Origin of the sequence: Chitinophaga sp. CC14 (assembly GCF_048957795.1) — a bacterium.
Classification (GTDB): domain Bacteria; phylum Bacteroidota; class Bacteroidia; order Chitinophagales; family Chitinophagaceae; genus Chitinophaga; species Chitinophaga ginsengisegetis.
The window spans coordinates 39705-59125 of the sequence record NZ_JARBFY010000005.1 but is presented as its reverse complement, the minus strand read 5'-3'; the positions used below and the strand labels follow the sequence as shown (position 1 = coordinate 59125).

Below are 19421 nucleotides of genomic sequence, written 5' to 3'. Positions count from 1 at the left end.
CTGGAAAAATCTTGTCTCTTTCTAAAGATATTTTGAATGTCGTCGATGTAAAATATCACTCTTTTGGGGATATTTTACCGACATAATCCGGCAAAAAGCGGCAAAAGCGGCGGATTTGTTTTTCCGTAGTTCCGCCAGGGAGTAATTTCGTGTCGTATATCGAAGTGCAATCCTGTATGATCAGATGGAGAAACTTAACAGGCATAGCCATAGAAATATTTTAGTTATGCATAAACAAGATGTATTTTTATTTTCATCAATAAAAACCTTATTTCATGACAGTAGAACAAATTGCGGCACGTTTGGCCGGGCTTTGCCGGGAAGAAAAATTTGATGTGGCACAAAAGGAACTGTATGCGGATGATGCAGTCAGCATAGAGCCATATGCTATCCCGGGCTTTGAAAAAGAAACCAGGGGGTTGGAGGCTTTAATTGAGAAAGATAAGAAGTTCAGCGCTATGGTGGAAGCCAGGTATGGTACTGTTGTTTCGCCGCCACTGATCGCGGGAAATGTTATTGCTTTCACACTCACAATGGATATAAAACTGATTGGCAGGGATCGTACAAAGATGAATGAGCTTTGCGTATATCACGTGAAAGATGGTAAAATTATTTCAGAACAGTTCTTCATGTAACAGATCAGAGGTTAACCAGCCAGGTTAAGTTTTGCCGTCATTGTCAGAACTGGAAATGCATATTGCCGGTAATAAACATCTGCCTGATATACCAACCAAAGCTGAAATTATTAAGGATGGTTTAGATGCAGGGGAGATGCAACAAAATCAAATGAGGAAAATTGAGGAACTAACATTGTACCTGATTGATCAGAATAAGAAACTGGAGAAGCAGCAGCAACTGATATTGAATCAGGAGCGATTGCTATCAGCGCTCAGTGACCGGATAAAAGAATTGGAAGAAAAACGATCTAAGTAAAATACAGATACCAAAAGGAGAAGACCTGCATTATGCAGGTCTTCTCCTTTTTATACTATCCTAAGTTACCGCCGGAACCAATTAATATCTACATGGCCACCTGCAGAGGCGCCGGTATTGAAATTAAATAATGCAAACCGGTTGGCTGTCCAGTCCAGCCCCAGACCCATTTTCAACTCGTTTCCAATAGGAAGAAAATCTCTGCCGTTTGTACTATAGGAAAAAGTTGCAGTAAAGTCTTTCTCCCTTACACTGGTTTTAAACCAGATTTTATTACGCTTTAAATTAACAACTGCTACAACGCTGTCATTTTTAGCCATTATAATTTCCTTTCTGCCACCGGTTTGCCGGACTGCCACATACGCATAAGGAACCTGGAATATACCCAAACCTGCTATGTCATTATCTTTCATTCCACTGATATCTATTTCTGCAGTGCCTTCTGAAAACGGACCTTCTACCCGCTGACTCAAAGTATTGATGGCATGAAATAGTGTGGAAGCATTACCTGCCTTTAAACGAAGATACCCCGGCCGTTCACGCAACGACCATTTGCTGTTATCGGGATTATGGTTCCATTGCCATTGTAATGCGAGTTCGGGGGAGTTGAATTCATCGGAACTGGCAGGAACAGTAATAGGGGAGGTTACTCCGGTCACAGGTTTAGGGAAGGTATCCACGCCTATCCCGTTTTTGCCCAGTATGGGCCAGCCATCAATCCAGGTAACAGGTTCGAGATTAGGCACACGGCCAATAGGACCGCGGTCCTGCATAATAATAAACCACCACGAGCCGTCTTTCAACTGTACCATACCGCCCTGATGCAAGCCATTGCCGGGATAGGTATGATCATCCTGCATCACTACTTTCGATTCATAAGGACCATAGATACTATCTGAACGTAAACAAACCTCGCGGCCCCGTGTACCGCCGGTAGAGCCGAGTATATAGTATTTATTATTGATTTTGTAAAGATGTGATCCTTCAAGATATGGAAAGCCGGGATTGTCGTAAATCTTCCTCCGGGGAACTTTTACAGACTTCGCATCGCTGTTTAATTCAGTGATATAAAGCGTTTGCTGTCCATGCGCAACATATACCTTGCCGTTATCATCAAAAAAGAGTCCCGGATCATATAGGTACTCATTGAATATTGTTCTTGTCCACGGGCCATTTATATTTTTGGCGGTACAAATGGAAAAATGTCCTTCTTTTGATTCCATCCGGGGTGTGCAGAATCCCACATAAAAGGTGCTGTCGTGATAGCGGATGGTGGCGGCCCAGGAGCCGCTCAGGTACATATCTCCCCCTTTCATATCATAACGGGGATCTTCCTCATATCTTGAAACTGCATACCCTGCCATCTCCCAATTTACCAGGTCGCGGGAAACAGCAATAGGGCAGCCCGGCACATAATGCATGCTGGTGGAAATAAAATAGAATTTATCGTCTACCCGGATAATGTCCGGATCTGGCCAGTCGCCCCACATGAGGGGATTTTTAAAATATCCGTTGCCCAAATCGGGTGTCCAGCTTTTGGTAGTTTGTGAGAAAATAGTGGTGACGCTCAACAGGAGCGTAAATAATGCTAACGTTCTTTTCATTGATCACTGTATTTCGTTTTTTCAAATAATATGTCGTCTTTCTGCTGACAGCTGTAGGCGGATACCGGCAAGATAATAGATTTCACAACAATATTACAAGATGCGGTTCAGACAACCGGTGCTATCATCATTTTGGCTGAAAATAAAGAAGACCCGGATATTAATCCGGGCCCTCTTGTTCTCAACAGATCAAACAACAACAAGCAAAATTATTTTACAGGTACAATTTTTCCGCTGGCGGAAGATTGCCCTACTATTAATTTATAGATGAGTAATATTCTGGAATTATCTGCTACATGATATTCTATCTGCTGTGTGCTACCCTTACTAACTACTCCTCTGTAGATAACATCTACCTGGTGTCCCTGTATATCATAAAGGATCAGTTGTGCTTTACCTGTTTCAGGCGCTACATAGCGGAACGTGATCACCTCTGAATACGGATTCGGGAATACGGTAACTGTTAACTTCTGTGGAGCCGGTTCCTTGCTAAGGATTGCCTGGTCAGCATTGCTGTATGATATATTGGTAACATTGCTGACAGGCGCCACAGATTTACCCCATCCTATCAATACAGCGCATTTATCAAATCCATTGTTGATGGCATTTATTGCCGCATTTACATCGGAAATACTCACTCCGCTGACAGTTTGACCTCCCAGGTATTTGTTGGCAAGCATAAATAATCCCTGAACAGTAGACTGCCCGGTAGACGACAGGTAGTTTACTACGCTGGAAGGCAACCTGAATGTATCTATTTTGGATACAGGGGTGCTGCTGCCACAGGTAGTGAGTTGGGCGGTGAACAGGGTGTCCCCGTCAATAGTGAGTCCTGGCAATGTAGGTGTAACGCCCATATTGAAGAACAGGGCCATTGTTTGTGCCAGGAGAACATTGTTGATTTTACCCAATGTTGTCTTTGCGGTGGATATCGGAACATTTGGCCAGGTAGCCGTTTTACTGTAGGTAGCATATCCTTTCAATGCAACAGGGGTACCGCCGCCGGGCAGCATATTGAATATGCTGCTGTTGGTAATATCGCCCAGGAAAAGCGTGAAGAACTTACCGGTCGATTTCAGTCCGAAGATGGCAGAGTCGCCTGGCTGTGCATCTGTTACATTTGCCATCATTTGTTGCGCGGTAAATGATCCTCCTCCCGGAGTGCATCCCACGCCGCCTCTGTTGCCATAGAATCCCTGGGTATAAGTGCAATAGCTCACGCAGCAGCTTACGGTAATGCCCTGCTCTACATAGGTGGAGTTACCACAGGTGTCGGTGGCAGTCCAGCGTCTGATATATTTGAACGGACAACTGGTTCCTTCTCTTCTGTCGCTGGTAGTTACACTGAATGTATTGCCGCAGTTGTCAGTAAATGTTGGCGTGTCAAAAGTGACGGCAGCGCCGCAATTTACCAGTTTATCATTCCCTTTGGATATCACCACAGGAGCAATGTTGTCATTTACTACAATGGTTTGTTTAAGGGTATCTGATGTATTACCACAGGCGTCTGCTGCCCACCATTTACGTACCAGTGTAAATTTGTTCACACAGGTGCTGTCTGTTATTACAGCAGAGGAGTATACCGTTGCATGGCTGCAGTTATCACTGGCTGTTATTGATTGCGGACCAGGTATATCTTTGGCGCAACTTAACTGAAGGTCGGTAACGGTGCCGGAAAGAACCGGTGCTGTGTTGTCTTTAATATGGATGGTTTGTTTAACGGAATCGCTGTTGCCGCAAACATCTGCAAATATCCAGGTGCGGATAATCGTAGAGTCGCATGCGGTACCACTGCCGGTTTCACTATATACCGGTGTAAGCGCAACGTCGCAGTTATCTGTAGCGGTCGGGGAAGGCAATGCAGGGATGTCTTTTAAGCATTCCAGGTTTACCTCTTTATCAAAATCTGCACTGATAACCGGTTTAACGTTATCATTAACGGTAATGGTTTGCTTAATGGTGTCGGAGGTATTACCACAGGCATCTGCAGCCCACCATTTACGTACTACTGTAAACTTGTTCACACACGTGCTGTCGGTTGTTTCCTGGCTCATCTGTACTTTCACGTCGGCGAGGCAATTATCGGAAGCCGTGATTGCGGGTGCCGCCGGAAGGTCTTTTGAGCAGGTAATGGAGGCATCGGGGGCGGTGCCGGAAAGAACCGGTGCGATCGTATCTTTTACATATAAGATCCGTTCACAGGTATTTGTTACCTTACCATCAGGCGTAGTGGTAATGAGTTGCAGCTTATAGGAGCCACAGGTGCTTCCTGCCAGTACGGTTACGGTATCTTTATTGATCGAGCCTGTGATGCTGCCATCGCCGGTAATACTCCAGCTATAGGAGCCCACCTCGGAGGGCAACGGACCTTTGTAAACATTGATTGAACCCGGGCAAACGGGATCAGGGCCGTCAATTACACAGGGCGATACAGGGTGTTGGATCACCGTAATCACTACCGTATCTTTTCCGGAGCAGCCGTTGTTGTCAGTAGCCGTTACAACAAACTGGAATGTTCCGGTACCTGTTGGGATGAATTCAGGATTATAAATATTTGGATCTGAAAGTCCTGTAACAGGGCTCCAGCTGAATGTATAAGGTGCAGTACCTCCACTGGCGGATGCGCTGAGATAAGCAGTATCAAGATGGGTGATAGACTGGTCGGCTCCTGCGTTGGCCATTACCTTTGTGATGGTGATCGTCTGCCCTGGGTTAATATGAGAACCAAGGTAGCAGGTATCCGAAAGTCCGTCGCGGGTAACAATCAGTTGAAGGTTGAACGTGCCTGCTGTAAATGCAGCACCAACCGGTACTACCTGTATATTGGCAAGGGTATTATTTACGATCTTTGCATTGGCCGTATTACTACCAATGATACTCCACAGATAGGTAAGCCCTGTAGCATCATCTACAGTTGAGGTGTAGCTTAATGAAGACGTTTCCATGCAACCTGTAGCAGGGCCGCTAACCGTGCATTTGGGAGGAATAAAAACAGCATCTGTTTTCAGGGATCTGTCCTGGTTGCCAATGCTGACTACATTACCATCGATGATCCAGTTTTTTAACCGCATATGATAGGGAGATCCGTTGATAGAAGAAGCCGAGTTGGTTTCTCCGGTAACAGGATCTTTTCCCCAATCGATAATACTGGCTATATGTCCGCCCCAGGCGAGTACCACTGTTTCTTTTAACGCCTTAAAAGTGATGTTGATTACTGTTTCCGACTGGGAGGCAGTAAGACTTCCCTCGGACGCATACACCACACTGGTCAGGTCTGCGTTGTAACCGGTCATTACCCGCTCAGCGGCAGGTAACGCATTGAAGCTGGTGGCGGGCTGCCCGGAAACAGGCGATCCGGCGCTGGACGGAGCCGGAATGGGTTCAACATCTGTAGATGTAAAATAGCTTACCGGGAAACCGGTAATGTTTAATATTGGATTCACCGTTTCCGTTGTATGGAGGAATACGCCATGTGGTTCCAGCCGCTGAAATTGCGTAATATAATCCAGTGCATGTTTACCTCCGTTCATGATATCTAATCCAACCACGAGGGTATACGTCTTATTCACAACAAGGTTCGTTAGTATGGCCCGGTATGGAACAGAATATCCCTCCAGAAAATGTGCCTGGTTGCTGTTCAGGTTACCGTTAATCCAGTCAACCGGAGAAGTGGGCGCCGTGGCTTTACCATTGGCGCCCTGGTCTAAGTTGGCTGATTGCGCCATACCGCGAAATCCCGCCATGATAAGGAGAATGAGGGTAAGAAGAAGCGTGGGTGATTTGAAATAAAAGGATCGTGTACATTGGAAGTTTGAGGGTAAATCTACTACTTTCATAAACACAAATTTTAGCGTTGGACAAAAAGAAGTTGATTGCGTGTAGTGAGGTACACGTAGTTACAGGGGGCAGATTAAACAGCGGGAACAGGTCTGCTATTGCTGCACACGCATATTATTTGCCTGATACGTTGATTGTTGGGAGATCCAGGAATATAGTTAAAAGAGGAAGATCAGGGATATCGCTAAAATAAAACTGAAAGAAGAAAATTTGAAGACTTGTCTGAATTATTCTCTGAACAAAACACTATTTGCAAAGCCAGTTGGTTGATATATTTAATTGCTGATACAAAGGTTAATTATTTTTAAAGAATAAAAAAATATTTTACGTACTTCCTATGTCTTTTTAGGTATAAGGGGCAACACCATAGTGGTATCAATTTCTGTAACCCCACCTTTTTTAACCCCTGGTATAATTATAAGATCTTGAAAGATAAATGATTATTCTTGTTTGTTACACTGGCAGGGTGCTGTCTGCGTGAATATCGTCCCTGCAAAAATAGCATTTGTAATGGTCAAATTAAGCGTTGTACACGGGGCAGGATTGTAAGATCTTTAGGTAGACCAGAGATGTCATCAGCCGAACAATGAATTACTATTCCACAAATTTGCCACCTGTACAATTTTTTTTATGAGCCAAACTAAGTCGTTATTATGGGCGATTGCGTTATTGTGCATATTGCTGCAATCTACGCGTATTTATTCCCAAAACAAGATTAGCGTTAAAGGTATTGTCACCGATTCCACGGGAGCGCCGTTGCCTGGCGCAACTGTCAGCCAGGAAGGGAATCTGAAAAACGGAACGGTATCCGGTCCGGAGGGCCGCTTTGAATTAAACATGCCTCCCGGCAGCCGTCTGAGAATTACGATGACCGGCTTTCGTACCGCGTTTGCTGTTTCCGGTACTTCACAGTTGAACGTTACCTTACACCCCGTTGCCACAGAACTGACAGATGTAGTGGTAGTAGGGTATGGTACACAGAAACGTACCAAAATGACTTCTGCTGTTTCCTCTATTAATGCAAAGGACATACAGCTTATTCCTGCTACCAATTTATCAAATGTACTGGCAGGACGCATGTCGGGCACTTTTATCAGTTCACCTACGGGTACACCCGGTATTGGCTCTAAGGTTAAAGTACGGTCTACTTCTTCCTTCAGTAACAGTGCCGTGGAACCGCTGTATGTAATTGATGGTATTGTACGGGATAAAACCAGTTTCGATGCACTGGATCCCAATGAAGTAGCGGATATCACCATTTTAAAAGACGCTTCCTCCGCAGCTATTTATGGTTCCCGCTCATCTAACGGCGCCATCCTGGTAACAACAAAAACAGGTAAGAGCGGTACGGCAGTTATCAATTTTAACGCCACCTACAATACGCAACGTGTAGGTAAACTGCCGGAATATATGCCTGTTAAAGATGGATTGAATTTAAGCAAAGCAGTGAACGGAGGATTAAGCGATGAAGAAATTAACTGGGTGCTTAAAAATAATCCTGGCGGCGACAATTATTACAAAGCCGCTTACACCAATCCTTCCAGCCAACGTTACGCATTAAGCGTTTCAGGAGGTAATGAAAAGATAAGAGCTTATATAGGAGGTTCTTATATTAAAGAAGATGGATTCCTGCCACAGGTATCTTATAAGAAATATAACCTGCGTGGAAATGTGCAGGCCAACCTGGTGAAAAATCTTACACTCGGCTTAAACCTCGGAACAAGTTATGGTACCCGTAACCGTTTCAATTTTACCTATGATTATGGTTCCGATGACCTGAATAATCTTTGGGGTAAGTTACTGTACTGGGATGTATTTGCCAGCCCGTATATAGATGGCAAACCGAACAACCCCGGCTGGTTGGGAAATCCAATAGAGATGATGAAAAACGGCGGATACTGGCGTAACAACAACCAACAGATAGATGCGTTGGTTACTGCCGAGTACAAAATACCCGCGATTGAAGGATTGAGTGTAAAAGGTACTTACAGCAAAAATTTCGACAATAGCTATATAAAAACCTTTGCCAAAAAACAACAGCTGTATAATTTTAAGAAAACAGGCCCCAATGGTTTGATCTATACTGATACGTTGGTAGGTAGTGTTTTAAGCGGAGATCCCGGCACCCAGTATTTAGGTAATGAATACAACAAATCCAATACTTACCAGTTAAACGCGCAGATCAACTACGACCGTACATTTGGAAAACATACGGTTGGCGCCCTGGCTGTTTATGAGCAGTATGAGGGATACACGAATTTTTTCAGCATGTACCGGTATAATTTCCCGCTAGTTGCCACCGACCAGTTTTTATATACCAGCGCCAACAATGCGGACTGGTCAACAAATGGTAACGAAGGTCAGATCGGAAGGTTGTCTTATATCGGAAGGATCAACTATGACTATGATGCCAAGTATCTATTTAGCGCATCTGTCAGGAGAGACGGATCTACCAACTTCGCACCGGATAAGCGTTGGGGTTGGTTCCCGTCAGTGTCCGGAGGTTGGGTGATTTCAAGGGAAGGTTTTTTCCAGTCGTCGGCAATTGGTCATGCTGTTGATTTCTTAAAATTAAGAGCATCCTATGCTACCACCGGTAATGATATCCTGGATAAAGACGATCCTAACAGCAGATGGAGATGGATGGAGCAGTATATTATCCAGGGAGGTACTTATTTTCTTGGCGCTTCCGGCACCCCGGCATCACGCCTTGCATACGGTGGATTGCCTAACAGCAATTTAACCTGGGAGAAGTCAAACTCCGCAGGTGTTGGTGTGGATGCAACGGTCTTTAAAAATGTACGTCTCAGCTTCGACTACTGGAAACGTCAGTCCTATGATATATTAGGTAGCCGCATCCTGGCTATTCCCAACGAGTTTGGAGCATCCTTACCACCTGAAAACTACGGGAAAGTTAGTTCCAATGGTATTGAAATAGAGCTTGGCTATAACAATACTATCGGCAAAAACTTTAGCTACAATGTAAAAGGTGTATTCACCTATGCTACCAATAAAGCTATCAGGAAAGATGTTGCCGCCAATACCCAGGATTATGCAAATCCAATCGGGAAAACGCTGGCATATGGATATGGCTACCAGGCGCTGGGCGTAATACGCACACAGGAAGATTTAAATAAGTTGCCGGCCGGTTATACTATCAATGGAGTTGCTCCTGCCCTGGGAGATATGCTGCTGGCGGATTTGAGTGGCCCTGATGGTAAGCCCGATAATAAAGTAGACAGTTACGACCAAACAGTGCTGGGCAAATATTTTGGAGCAGATAATGCCCCTATGGCATACGGATTAAACATCTCCTTATCGTATAAAGGATTTACAGTAGATGCATTGTTTTCAGGGCTCACGGGATATAAAATAAGTTACAACGATGCCTGGGGCCGGAATTTTGGCGGCGGCGGAAAAGTTCCCCAATACCATGCTGATTCCTGGAGTACAGAAAACCCTAATGGTTCTACTCCTAAAATATACCCGTGGGGAGATCCGCACTCAGCAGGCTATACATGGACTTCTACCTTCAACGTATACAACGGCGGTTTTTTACGGATGAAATACCTGAACATCAATTATAAACTGCCCGATATCGTATTAAATAAACTGGCGATTAAAGATACCAGGATTTTCCTGGCAGGATCAAACCTGTTTAATATCACCAAATTTAAGTTGTATGATCCTGAAGTGTCTCAATTCATGAGTTATCCAACCATGAGAACTTTTACCGCAGGAATTGACATAAGGTTGTAGAAAAGCGTGTTTAAATTAAAAAAACAAGAAAATGAAGAATAAGTTAAATATAGCAACACTCATCTTTTTCGTTCCTTTTTTGCTGATGAGTTGCAATAAAGTACTTGATAAAACGAACCTTTCCGCCGTAGGCCCGGACCAGGTATGGTCGGATGTAAATATCGCCACCGCCTATTTAAACCAGATCTATTCATCGCTGATGCCGGGCAATACATCCGGTGGTGGCAACAATACAGACGAAGGCGTGCCCTATCAGAAACAAACCAATGAATGGTTCAGGGGTACAGCCACGTTCGACTCACAAAACAATTTTAACACGTATAACAATATACGAACCATTAATATCCTGTTAGGGAATATCGACAAAGCGACCTTCAGCCAGGCGGATAAAGATAAAATTAAAGGACAGGCATTGTTCTGGAGAGCCTGGGCTTATCATAATCTTGTGAGTAATTATGGCGGTGTGCCGCTTATCCTGGAAGCACAGCAGCCTACTACTGATTTAACAACGCTGCAGAAGCCCCGCAATAAAACATCAGAATGTGTAACGCAGATCTTAAAAGATATAGATGATGCCACCAAATTATTGCCCAACGCTTTTACGGACGATGATATGGGCAGGGTGGATAAAGGCGTGGCGATGGCTTTTAAAGGAAGAGTGTTATTGTTTTATGCCAGCCCGTTGTTTAATGGTTTGGGAGGCATTGCCACCTGGCAAAAAGCCTACGATGCCAATAAGGCGGCCAAAGAGTTCCTGGATGCCCGTGGTAAAGGATTGTACAGCCCTTACAGTAAAATCTGGGATGATGAGCTGAATAAAGAAGTAGTAATGGTTCGCCGGTATAACTATCCACAGGCGGTTTATTTCCAGGGAGGCTTAATTCCTTTGGACTGGTCTAAAGATGACGTAGGCTATGACCGGCCCTCACTGGAACTGGTGAATACTTTCCCTATGAAAGATGGCTCCAGCTGGGAATCGCAATCAAGAAGCTATGATACGCTGTTTTTTAACAGGGACGACCGGTTCTATGCTAACATCTATTATAACGGTTCACCTAATCAATACCTGAAGGGGATGCGCGATAGCAAAACGTACCTGTGGACCTATTTTACCTCGATAACAAATTATAACGGTAACACCGGACTGGAAGGCGTGCATAATTCCATTACGCTGGATCCTTTATGGTCTAACTCAAGTTTTTACCGCATAAAAGCCATTGATAAAACCATTGATAAAGGAGGCGTTTATAATGCCGGTGTTGACTGGGTTGAAATCCGCTATGCTGAAGTATTGATGAATTACGGAGAATGCGCCAATGAAACAGGTAACACAGCAGCAGCGTTGGATGTATTAAAACAAATCAGGGCCCGTGCAGGTGTTCAGCCAGGTGTTGCCGGTAACTATGGTATTACGGCGGTGTTGCAGCCAGATATACGCAAGGCGTATCAGAAAGAGCGTTTTGTTGAATTTTGTTTTGAAGGAAAACGTATGAGTGATCTGCGCCGCTGGAAAATGTTTGGTTACCTGAGAGGGCTTACCCAACGCCATGGAATAGCTGTATTGCTGAAGGCTGGTCAGCCGGATGTAAGTCCGATGTCAGATATCAATACTGTATGGAACAGGTTTACCACTACCGTTATTCCAACAGATGCCGTTGATATAGCAATTAAAGATCAGTACTACATTTATGGCATTCCTAAAGCAGTTTTGGACAGAAACCCCTTGTTAAAGCAAAATAATAACTGGGGCGGCGACTTTGACCCCCTGCAATAAATTTTCAGGTAAATGATTTGACCGGTAACCAGGGAAAGGGAGGCGTGTAACGCCTCCCCATTTTCCCCGGGCAAAAAAAACATCGGCCACTGCAAAATTAGCGGATGTTTATATGTATTGATTTATAGTAATTTTGCTTTACTATCGTACAACCTAACGCGCTTGTTTCAGCGCAGTCTTCAAGGCTCAATCAATAGCAACACAATGAGAAAAAATAAGCGTAACGGGAAGTGTTTAACCGCCGGGATAATAATTGGTACACTGTTGACTTTTAGCATGCATGCAGGTGCTCAGCACATGGCGTTTACAACAAAGTATTCAGCTGTTGGTATCAATGAAAAAGGGTTTATTACCAGTATCAGGGATAAACAAACAAATACGGAATATAATCCCAAAGGACTAAGCTCTCCATTGCTGACGCTGGAAAAGGAAGGGAAAAATATATACCCGGCAAAAGCGAAGCTACAGGGCAAACAGTTAAAGCTAACTTACCCCAACGGCTCGGTTGCTACGTTAACGGTGGAGCAGAAAAACGATTATCTGCGCTTTGAATTGCTGTCGCTGTTTCCGCGGAATGGTGTTGACAACGTTATATGGGGACCTTATAAAACCAATATCTCTAAAACCATCGGCGAAATATTATCAGTAGTAAGAAGTGATAATTTCGCCATTGGCATACTGGCACTTAACGACAATACTACCAGCGGCCCGCCCTGTAATGGCGATATGTACCAGGCTTGCTATATTATCCATTCGCCCGATCCGGTGAAGTACCCGCTGCCGGCTCATCTCAAAGAAGGCCAACGCTTCCGTATCGGTGGAGATGGTATAAATGATGTGGCCTTTTATTCGCATCCGGAGGAATATTACCGGTATATGAATGGCAACGGCGCCAGCCTGGAGCCGGACTACGGCTCTTCTATCGTATTGCATTCGCGCGACAGGAAGAAACCGTACACTATTTTTTATCCGCATTTTAATGATTTTCCCGGTGTTAAATCGCCCCGTCATATGGAGCTGACGCCGGTTGATGTGGACTACATCGGCTCTGCCATCGCCTTTTATGCCTGCCCTGATTCGCTGGGCCTGCGGACAATTGAACAGGTTGTGAAAAATGAAGGCTTGCCCTATATTACCCGGAATGGGAAATGGGTAAAGGATCCATCTAATTATCAAACGGATATAGCCTGGTCAGGGCCGCACGACAGCCTGGTATCATACGCCGGCCAGTTAGGTCTGAAAGCCGTTCAGGATGAAGGTTTGGGAGAATATTATACCAATCCGGCCAACCGGTGGGGGGATAAAAAAGTGACACTCAATCAACAAAAACGCCCCATCAGCGACTTAACCGCTTTAACCAATAAAGAAGGAATTGCCTATGGCCTGCATACGTTAACCGAATTTATTCAGCCATTCAGCAGCGATGTACACCCGGTACCCAATGATGGTTTATGTACCGTGTTAAAAACCCGTATCACTAAAGCTATTGGTGCAAATGATACTTTGATACAGGTGGCAGACACCAGCTATCTGAACGAATTTGGCGGGTGGGACGACAATAAGGTGAATGTATTAAAGATCGGGAAAGAGCTGATCAGGTATAAAGGAGTAACCACCACAAAACCCTATACACTTACCGGCGTGGAACGCGGCGCCCTCAAAACCAATGCTGCTGCACATAATGCCGGTGATCAACTGGCGAAACTCCAGGTAAATTGTTATGGTGGCTTTATCCCCGATATTACGCTGCAGGATGATTATGCTGAATATTACGCCAAACTGCTGCACGACGGTGGTATGAACTATATCGACTTTGACGGCTTCGAAAGCTTTACCTACCAGGGACATGGACAATACTCTTTCAAACGCTTTCTGAAAGGCATGTTTGGCCATCTCGAAAAAATGGGGGTGCCTTACCTGAGAGTAATGGGCTCCTGCGTTTTTGAAGGAAACTGGCACTATATGAGCGTATGTAATGTGGGAGGCGGTAACCATATGTTTGATCCGGTAAATAATAAGTGGGGTATTGAAGGGAAAGACATACGTTATTCTTTCAACGGAAGCTATTTTCCGTCTACTTTTGGGATACAAAATCTGCAGCGCGACTGGACCGTACAGGTGATAGAGAATCTCCAGTGCAAATCCATTGCCTGGGATGCTACCTACATGCTGGGGTTGAGCCAGGATGCCGTAGAAAAAAGAACCGACAAGCAGGCTATCTTCAAAGCTTTCCGGACCTGGGAAAATGCAAAAAATGCCGGTGCATTTGGAGATGCGTTGAAAAAAGAAATGCAGGAAGAAAAGAACAGGTATCACCTGGAGCAACTGGACGATAACAGCTGGAAGCTTTACAAAGTAGCATCAGATGGAGCTTTGGGTAGCCCGCAAACACTGACACGCAGCAAAGCAGGTTGATAATATTTTACTTTTGTTTGGTACTTCTACACATTTGTTTATGGTCAGCGAACGTTTGGTACTTGGTACCGCCGGGTTAGGCGGTGTTTGGGGGAAGGTTGATCCGCATCAATCTGTATTGGCAATTTTATCCGCACTGGAATCGGGTATAGCTGCCATAGATACTGCGCCGGCTTACGGAGATGCTGAAAGCTACCTGGGACAGGCGTTACAGCAATGGCGTGGGGACGTGCCCGTTATCAGCTCCAAAGCAGGGCGACTGAAATCTTACGCTGCCGATGAAGCTTATTACGATTTTACCGACAGGGCGATGGCAGAAAGCCTGGAGAACAGTCTCCGCACCATTGGTATTCCTTCTCTCGATATCCTGTTTTTACACGATCCTCATGCCATCCCGGAAACGGAAGCAGAGCGGATCATTGATACGCTAATAAAGTTCAGGGAGCAAGGATTGGCGAAACGGTTAGGCGTGGGAGGGAACTGGCCTTCCTGGTTGAAAGGATACCTGGATGCCGGCGTTTTTGATGTAATGATGGAGTTTAACCGTCTTAATGCCTCAAATGTAACGGCCCTGCAGGATTCGTTGCCTTACTGCCTGTCCCGTAACATACAATATTACGCGGCGAGTCCTTTAAATATGGGGCTGCTGGGAAGAAGCATCGGATCGTTTAAACAAATGCGCCCGGAATGGCTACCCGCGGAGGCATTGGAGATGGCCGTACGCCTGGAGCAGATAGCGGTAAAACACCGGCTCGCCTTACCGGCTATGGCGCACCGGTTCCTACTGTCTTTACCCTATGATTTTAATATTGTACTGGGGCCATCCAATATATCGGAGCTGACGGCCAGCATTGAAAATTTTAATCAGGGTAAACTACCGGAAATCATCCAGGCAGAAATCCTGAATTGCAGTAACGGGTAAAAGAAGTTAAGATGTGTAATATCGACAACGAGATCTTTAATATTCGGAGTATACAAATAAGGGAATTAGCGCCGGTGCAGGTGGTTACGCCGTTTCAGGACGCCACTATGGGGCCGTTCCCGGCTTTTGGGCTGTCCATGATCACCATTGAAGATGAAAATAACAATATTGGTGAAGCACCGGTGTACAGTAGTTATACCAATATCCTGGAAGCATGCCTGTTGCCGCATTTGCTGTATTCCCAAAACCTTTCCTATAGCCAGTTATATTCCAGGTTGTACTGGTCTATCCGCAACGAGGGCTTCAGAGGCCCTGCATCTGCGCTGTTGGGACAGGTGGATATGGCATTGCACGACCTGGCTACCCGCCGGCTCGGCGTTCCGTTGCATAAATATATGGGCGCTGACCGGAATGAGGTAAAAGTTTATGGCAGCGGAGGTGGTACAAACTATACTTATGAAGAACTGGAAAAAGAGATCGCTTATTTTACCGCAGCGGGTGTAGATTGTTATAAGATGAAGGTGGGAAAGGATTTTGGGATGAACATGACAGAAGATATAAAGCGTGTAAAGTTTGTACGTAGTCTCCTGGGAAGAAATATCAGGCTTGCCGTAGATGCCAACCAGATCTGGAGTTGTAAACAGGCGCTCCGGTTTATTGATAAAACAGCAGGTGAAAACCTGGCCTGGCTCGAGGAACCTACCCATTCAGCATCTTTTGACCAGATCGAAGCGCTGTGTAAACAAACACCATTGAAAATTGCTTTCGGAGAATCGGAACGTACTGCGAGGGTGTTTCCTACGCTGGTAAACATAGGCGTAGCCCATTTGCAGCCGGTGCCCGGGCATTTGGCCGGTGTGAAAGAATGGATGGCTGTAAGGGACCTGGCAGCGAAACACCAGGTAGATTTTTCATCCGGTGGATATTCATTGTTCACGGCTTCCCTGATGACTACCGCATCTGAACAATGTGAGGTGGAGTACCTGTATTCAATTATGTCGGGGCTGGAAACTTATTTCAATGTAAAACCGGCATGGGGCAACGGGAAATTTACGCTGCCGGAGTTGCCCGGTTTTCCTGTCAGGATAAATTGGAATCATTGTGAAGCTACCGGTCAACTAGTCAAAACACGGGTATGGAATAAAAAGAATGTCAGGGAATACAAGCCGGTTGTATCTTTGTGATTCTTAAGCTTTTTCCGTGAAGATAACTTTAACTGGTATTGATTATCTGGTCCTCGTTGTATATGTAATTGCGCTATTCACTTTTGGTTTCTATCTTAAATCTTCCGGTGTACAATCGGGAGGAGATATTTTTCTGGGCAGGCGTTCTTTGAAATGGTGGCAGATAGGCTTTTCCATGTTCAGTGCCAATGTGGGCCCAATGATGTTGATAGGCTTATCCAGCCTGGGTTTTTCGCAGGGTGTGGTAGGAGGTAATTTCGAGTGGCTGGCCTGGATATTCCTGATGTTGTTGTCTGCATTTTTTATTCCACGTTATCTTTCAGCAGGGATCAGCACTATTCCGCAGTTTCTGCTTTTGCGTTATGGCCGCAGGTCTTATAATTTCCTGGTTGTTTACAGCCTGATGTCGATATTATTTGTGTGGCTTGGCAGTGCATTGTATGCAGGCGGACTGGTTATTTCAGAGATATTCCAATGTTCGTTAATAGAAGCGGTAGTGCTGATAACCCTCATTTCCACCAGTTATACCGCTATCGGCGGTTTAAAGGCTGTGGTGAGAACCGGCGTTTTCCAGTCGCTGATCATTATTACTTCTTCCCTGATACTAACGGTACTGGCTATAGGAAAAATTGGTCATGTGGCAGATGCGGCTAAAGGAATTCCTCCCGACTATTGGAAGCTGTTTCACGCCAGGTCTGACCCGGAATACTCATGGCTCGCTATTGTGGCGGGTTATCCCGTGGTAGCTGTTTATTACTGGTGCGCAGATCAAACGATTGTACAAAAGGTGTTGGCTGCAAAAACTGTAAAAGAGGGACAACGGGGTATTCTTTTCCTGGCAGCGCTCAAAGTGATCACGCCTTTTATTTTTGTGTTGCCTGGTATTATCTGTTTTCTTTTATACAGAGATAGTACCACGCCGGATAAATCTTACATTACGCTCGTCAAAAACCTGATGCCCGACGGGCTTCGCGGGCTCTGTATAGCGGCGCTTGTCGCCTCGCTGATCGATACCGTATCTTCAGGTCTGAACTCTTTCAGCACTGTTTTTACATTGGATGTGGTGACGCAGTTTGTATCTTTGGAAACAAAGGATAAAACAAAGGTTGGGAGATGGATGACTGCTGTAGGCGCTTTCCTGGGAGGAGGTATCGCCGTATTGTTTTCTTATTCAGATAAAAGCCTGTTTGAATTAACGCAGGGGCTTGTGTCTATCCTGGCGCCACCATTATCGGTGGTGTTTTTAGGCGGCATATTCTGGAAACGCACGCACCGGGTAGCAGCAGAAACAGTGTTGTTTGGCGGCGGATTTCTTTGCCTGGTGATGGGTGTTTGTTATGTATTGAATTATCCGTATAAAGGATTCTGGCCACACTTTTTATTTCTTTCTATCTATATTTTTATTTCCCTGGTAATTTTAATGGTGCTGATAACCCTGGTTTTTAAAGTGCCCGAAAAAGACCGGGTATCATTTACTTTTCCGGACAAGGCCGGATCGGGCATGGATAAGTGGTTATGGGCAGGCTGGGGCGCGCTGGCTTTGATAATGGCAGCGATCTATATAGTATTAAATTAACGAATCATGAATAAAATATTGTCCGCTGCCTGCAGGATATTACTGCCGGCTGTTGTTATTATATTGACTGCATGTAATGCGTCCCAAAAAGAAGAAAAGCTGCAGGAGCATGTTTTTGTAGTGAACATTGTACAGGATCCGCAGAAGCTGAAAGAATATCTCGATTATCATCAGCATATATGGCCGGAAGTGGAAGCTGGTTTTAAGAAAGCGGGTTACCGGAAAATAACGCTTTACCGGTATGAATACCTGTTGGTAATGGCCATCACCGTACCAGCCGGAGCGGATCTGGGGCAAATGGGAAAAACGGCTGAATCTTATGATAAGCGTTGCGCGGAGTGGAACCGTTTAATGGATGGCTATCAAACCGGTGTTCCCGGCGCGGGACAGCAGGAAAAATGGGTGGAGGCAACACCTTTTTACCGCTTTATAAAAGAGTGATTACAGGCTTTGCGTGTTCACGCTCTTTTTCTCTTTGTCTTCGTATTGCCTGATGAAATCCCTGGGAGATAATCCTTTGATTTCTTTGAAGTGTTTATTAAAGTTCGAGATATTATTATAGCCACTGTTATAACAGGCTTCTGCTACGTTGTGATGTCCTTCCAGTAAAAGTTTGGCGGAATGCCCGATGCGTACTTCTTTCACAAAATCGATCAATGTACGGTTGGTATTGCGTTTGAAAAAGCGGCAGAAGGCTGCGGACGACATGGGAATAAGATCTGCCACGTCCTGTAGCAGGATATCGTCTCTGAAATGCTGAAAGATGTAATCAAATACCTTGTTGAGTTTTTTTGCTTCTCCGGAGTTTTCAACGGTATTGTAATAGGGGGATGATAATACGCTTGATGATTCGGATTGTGCGAGCACATCCAGCAGCCGGATCATCAGCGCCACCCTGCTTAAGCCCGACACATAAAGCATCTGGTGCATAATCATTTTGGCGTCCTGGAGTGTGTTGCCGGTAAACAGCACCCCTTTTGCCGCTTTGGCGAAAAGCACATTCAATTGTTTGGCTTCCGGTTTTTCGAGCAGTTCCTTTCCGAGGAAGTCGGGAAAGAAATGAATGACCACCGCCTGGGTAGGGATAAGCGGATCTGCAGCCTTGTAATACTGCCAGCAATGCGGCAGGTAACTGCCCAGCAACACCAGCTCCGGTCCGTCGAAATCCTCGATATGATCGCCGATAAATCTTTTACCGCTACAGTTTTCCAGCAACGCGATCTCAAAATTGACATGCGATTTTAAGGCAGTATATTTTTTTATTTCAAGAATCTCTGATCTTACCGTAAATGACTGGTCCGCCGGAAATGTAAAATTCTCGTATATGTATTGCATCGGATTGTAAGTCTGGTTGTGTGTTACAGGCGATTCAAAGATAATAAAATACGGGAGAAGTTTAATGCGGCAAAAATAGTAT

The 19421-nt window shown here is 45.0% G+C and carries 12 protein-coding genes; 9 read left to right on the top strand and 3 right to left on the bottom strand.

The window, feature by feature from the left end:
* Positions 1-275: 275 nt before the first annotated feature.
* Together PV783_RS19815 and PV783_RS19810 are read left to right on the top strand one after the other, a co-directional pair.
* Complete coding sequence (locus PV783_RS19815) at positions 276-635, top strand: nuclear transport factor 2 family protein (RefSeq protein ID WP_079473061.1); 360 nt, start codon at positions 276-278, stop codon at positions 633-635.
* Positions 636-675: 40 nt separating this feature from the next.
* Positions 676-933, top strand: coding sequence for a hypothetical protein (locus PV783_RS19810; protein ID WP_420989291.1), 258 nt, complete (start codon positions 676-678; stop codon positions 931-933).
* Between the two features lie 65 nt (positions 934-998).
* Here PV783_RS19810 and PV783_RS19805 read toward each other — a convergent pair whose 3' ends face one another.
* Positions 999-2537 (bottom strand): glycoside hydrolase 43 family protein, encoded by a 1539-nt coding sequence (locus tag PV783_RS19805; RefSeq protein WP_420989290.1) that lies wholly within the window; start codon positions 2535-2537, stop codon positions 999-1001.
* A 209-nt stretch (positions 2538-2746) separates the two neighbouring features.
* Complete coding sequence (locus PV783_RS19800; protein WP_420989289.1) at positions 2747-6373, bottom strand: hypothetical protein; 3627 nt, start codon at positions 6371-6373, stop codon at positions 2747-2749.
* Positions 6374-7004: 631 nt separating this feature from the next.
* Here PV783_RS19800 and PV783_RS19795 point away from each other — a divergent pair.
* The 7 genes from PV783_RS19795 (at position 7005) to PV783_RS19765 (ending at position 18445) form a co-directional block, all read left to right on the top strand.
* Positions 7005-10133: a SusC/RagA family TonB-linked outer membrane protein gene (locus PV783_RS19795; RefSeq protein ID WP_420989288.1), complete on the top strand. Its 3129-nt coding sequence runs from the start codon at positions 7005-7007 to the stop codon at positions 10131-10133.
* A 31-nt stretch (positions 10134-10164) separates the two neighbouring features.
* Positions 10165-11907 (top strand): RagB/SusD family nutrient uptake outer membrane protein, encoded by a 1743-nt coding sequence (locus tag PV783_RS19790; RefSeq protein ID WP_420989287.1) that lies wholly within the window; start codon positions 10165-10167, stop codon positions 11905-11907.
* Positions 11908-12111: 204 nt separating this feature from the next.
* A complete protein-coding gene (locus PV783_RS19785) occupies positions 12112-14322 on the top strand; it encodes a hypothetical protein (protein ID WP_420989286.1) in 2211 nt (736 codons plus the stop codon).
* 40 nt (positions 14323-14362) lie between these two features.
* Positions 14363-15244 (top strand): aldo/keto reductase, encoded by an 882-nt coding sequence (locus PV783_RS19780; RefSeq protein ID WP_420989285.1) that lies wholly within the window; start codon positions 14363-14365, stop codon positions 15242-15244.
* A gap of 11 nt (positions 15245-15255) precedes the next feature.
* Positions 15256-16428 carry an enolase C-terminal domain-like protein gene (locus PV783_RS19775; RefSeq protein WP_420989284.1) on the top strand — a complete coding sequence of 391 codons (1173 nt, stop codon included), beginning with the start codon at positions 15256-15258 and terminating at the stop codon, positions 16426-16428.
* Between the two features lie 16 nt (positions 16429-16444).
* Positions 16445-18004 (top strand): SLC5 family protein, encoded by a 1560-nt coding sequence (locus PV783_RS19770; RefSeq protein WP_420989283.1) that lies wholly within the window; start codon positions 16445-16447, stop codon positions 18002-18004.
* Between the two features lie 6 nt (positions 18005-18010).
* Positions 18011-18445: an L-rhamnose mutarotase gene (locus PV783_RS19765; protein ID WP_420989282.1), complete on the top strand. Its 435-nt coding sequence runs from the start codon at positions 18011-18013 to the stop codon at positions 18443-18445.
* On the opposite strand, the gene PV783_RS19760 is transcribed toward PV783_RS19765, so the two are convergent.
* Positions 18446-19339: an AraC family transcriptional regulator gene (locus PV783_RS19760; protein WP_420989281.1), complete on the bottom strand. Its 894-nt coding sequence runs from the start codon at positions 19337-19339 to the stop codon at positions 18446-18448. It lies immediately after the preceding gene.
* Positions 19340-19421: the final 82 nt, after the last annotated feature.

What these genes read in the sequence shown, in the direction of transcription:
- PV783_RS19815 (WP_079473061.1), top strand. Translation starts at nt 276, where the DNA reads ATGACAGTAGAACAAATTGCGGCACGTTTGGCCGGGCTTTGCCGGGAA.
- PV783_RS19805 (WP_420989290.1), bottom strand. Translation starts at nt 2,537, where the DNA reads ATGAAAAGAACGTTAGCATTATTTACGCTCCTGTTGAGCGTCACCACT.
- PV783_RS19800 (WP_420989289.1), bottom strand. Translation starts at nt 6,373, where the DNA reads ATGAAAGTAGTAGATTTACCCTCAAACTTCCAATGTACACGATCCTTT.
- PV783_RS19795 (WP_420989288.1), top strand. Translation starts at nt 7,005, where the DNA reads ATGAGCCAAACTAAGTCGTTATTATGGGCGATTGCGTTATTGTGCATA.
- PV783_RS19790 (WP_420989287.1), top strand. Translation starts at nt 10,165, where the DNA reads ATGAAGAATAAGTTAAATATAGCAACACTCATCTTTTTCGTTCCTTTT.
- PV783_RS19785 (WP_420989286.1), top strand. Translation starts at nt 12,112, where the DNA reads ATGAGAAAAAATAAGCGTAACGGGAAGTGTTTAACCGCCGGGATAATA.
- PV783_RS19780 (WP_420989285.1), top strand. Translation starts at nt 14,363, where the DNA reads ATGGTCAGCGAACGTTTGGTACTTGGTACCGCCGGGTTAGGCGGTGTT.
- PV783_RS19775 (WP_420989284.1), top strand. Translation starts at nt 15,256, where the DNA reads ATGTGTAATATCGACAACGAGATCTTTAATATTCGGAGTATACAAATA.
- PV783_RS19765 (WP_420989282.1), top strand. Translation starts at nt 18,011, where the DNA reads ATGAATAAAATATTGTCCGCTGCCTGCAGGATATTACTGCCGGCTGTT.
- PV783_RS19760 (WP_420989281.1), bottom strand. Translation starts at nt 19,339, where the DNA reads ATGCAATACATATACGAGAATTTTACATTTCCGGCGGACCAGTCATTT.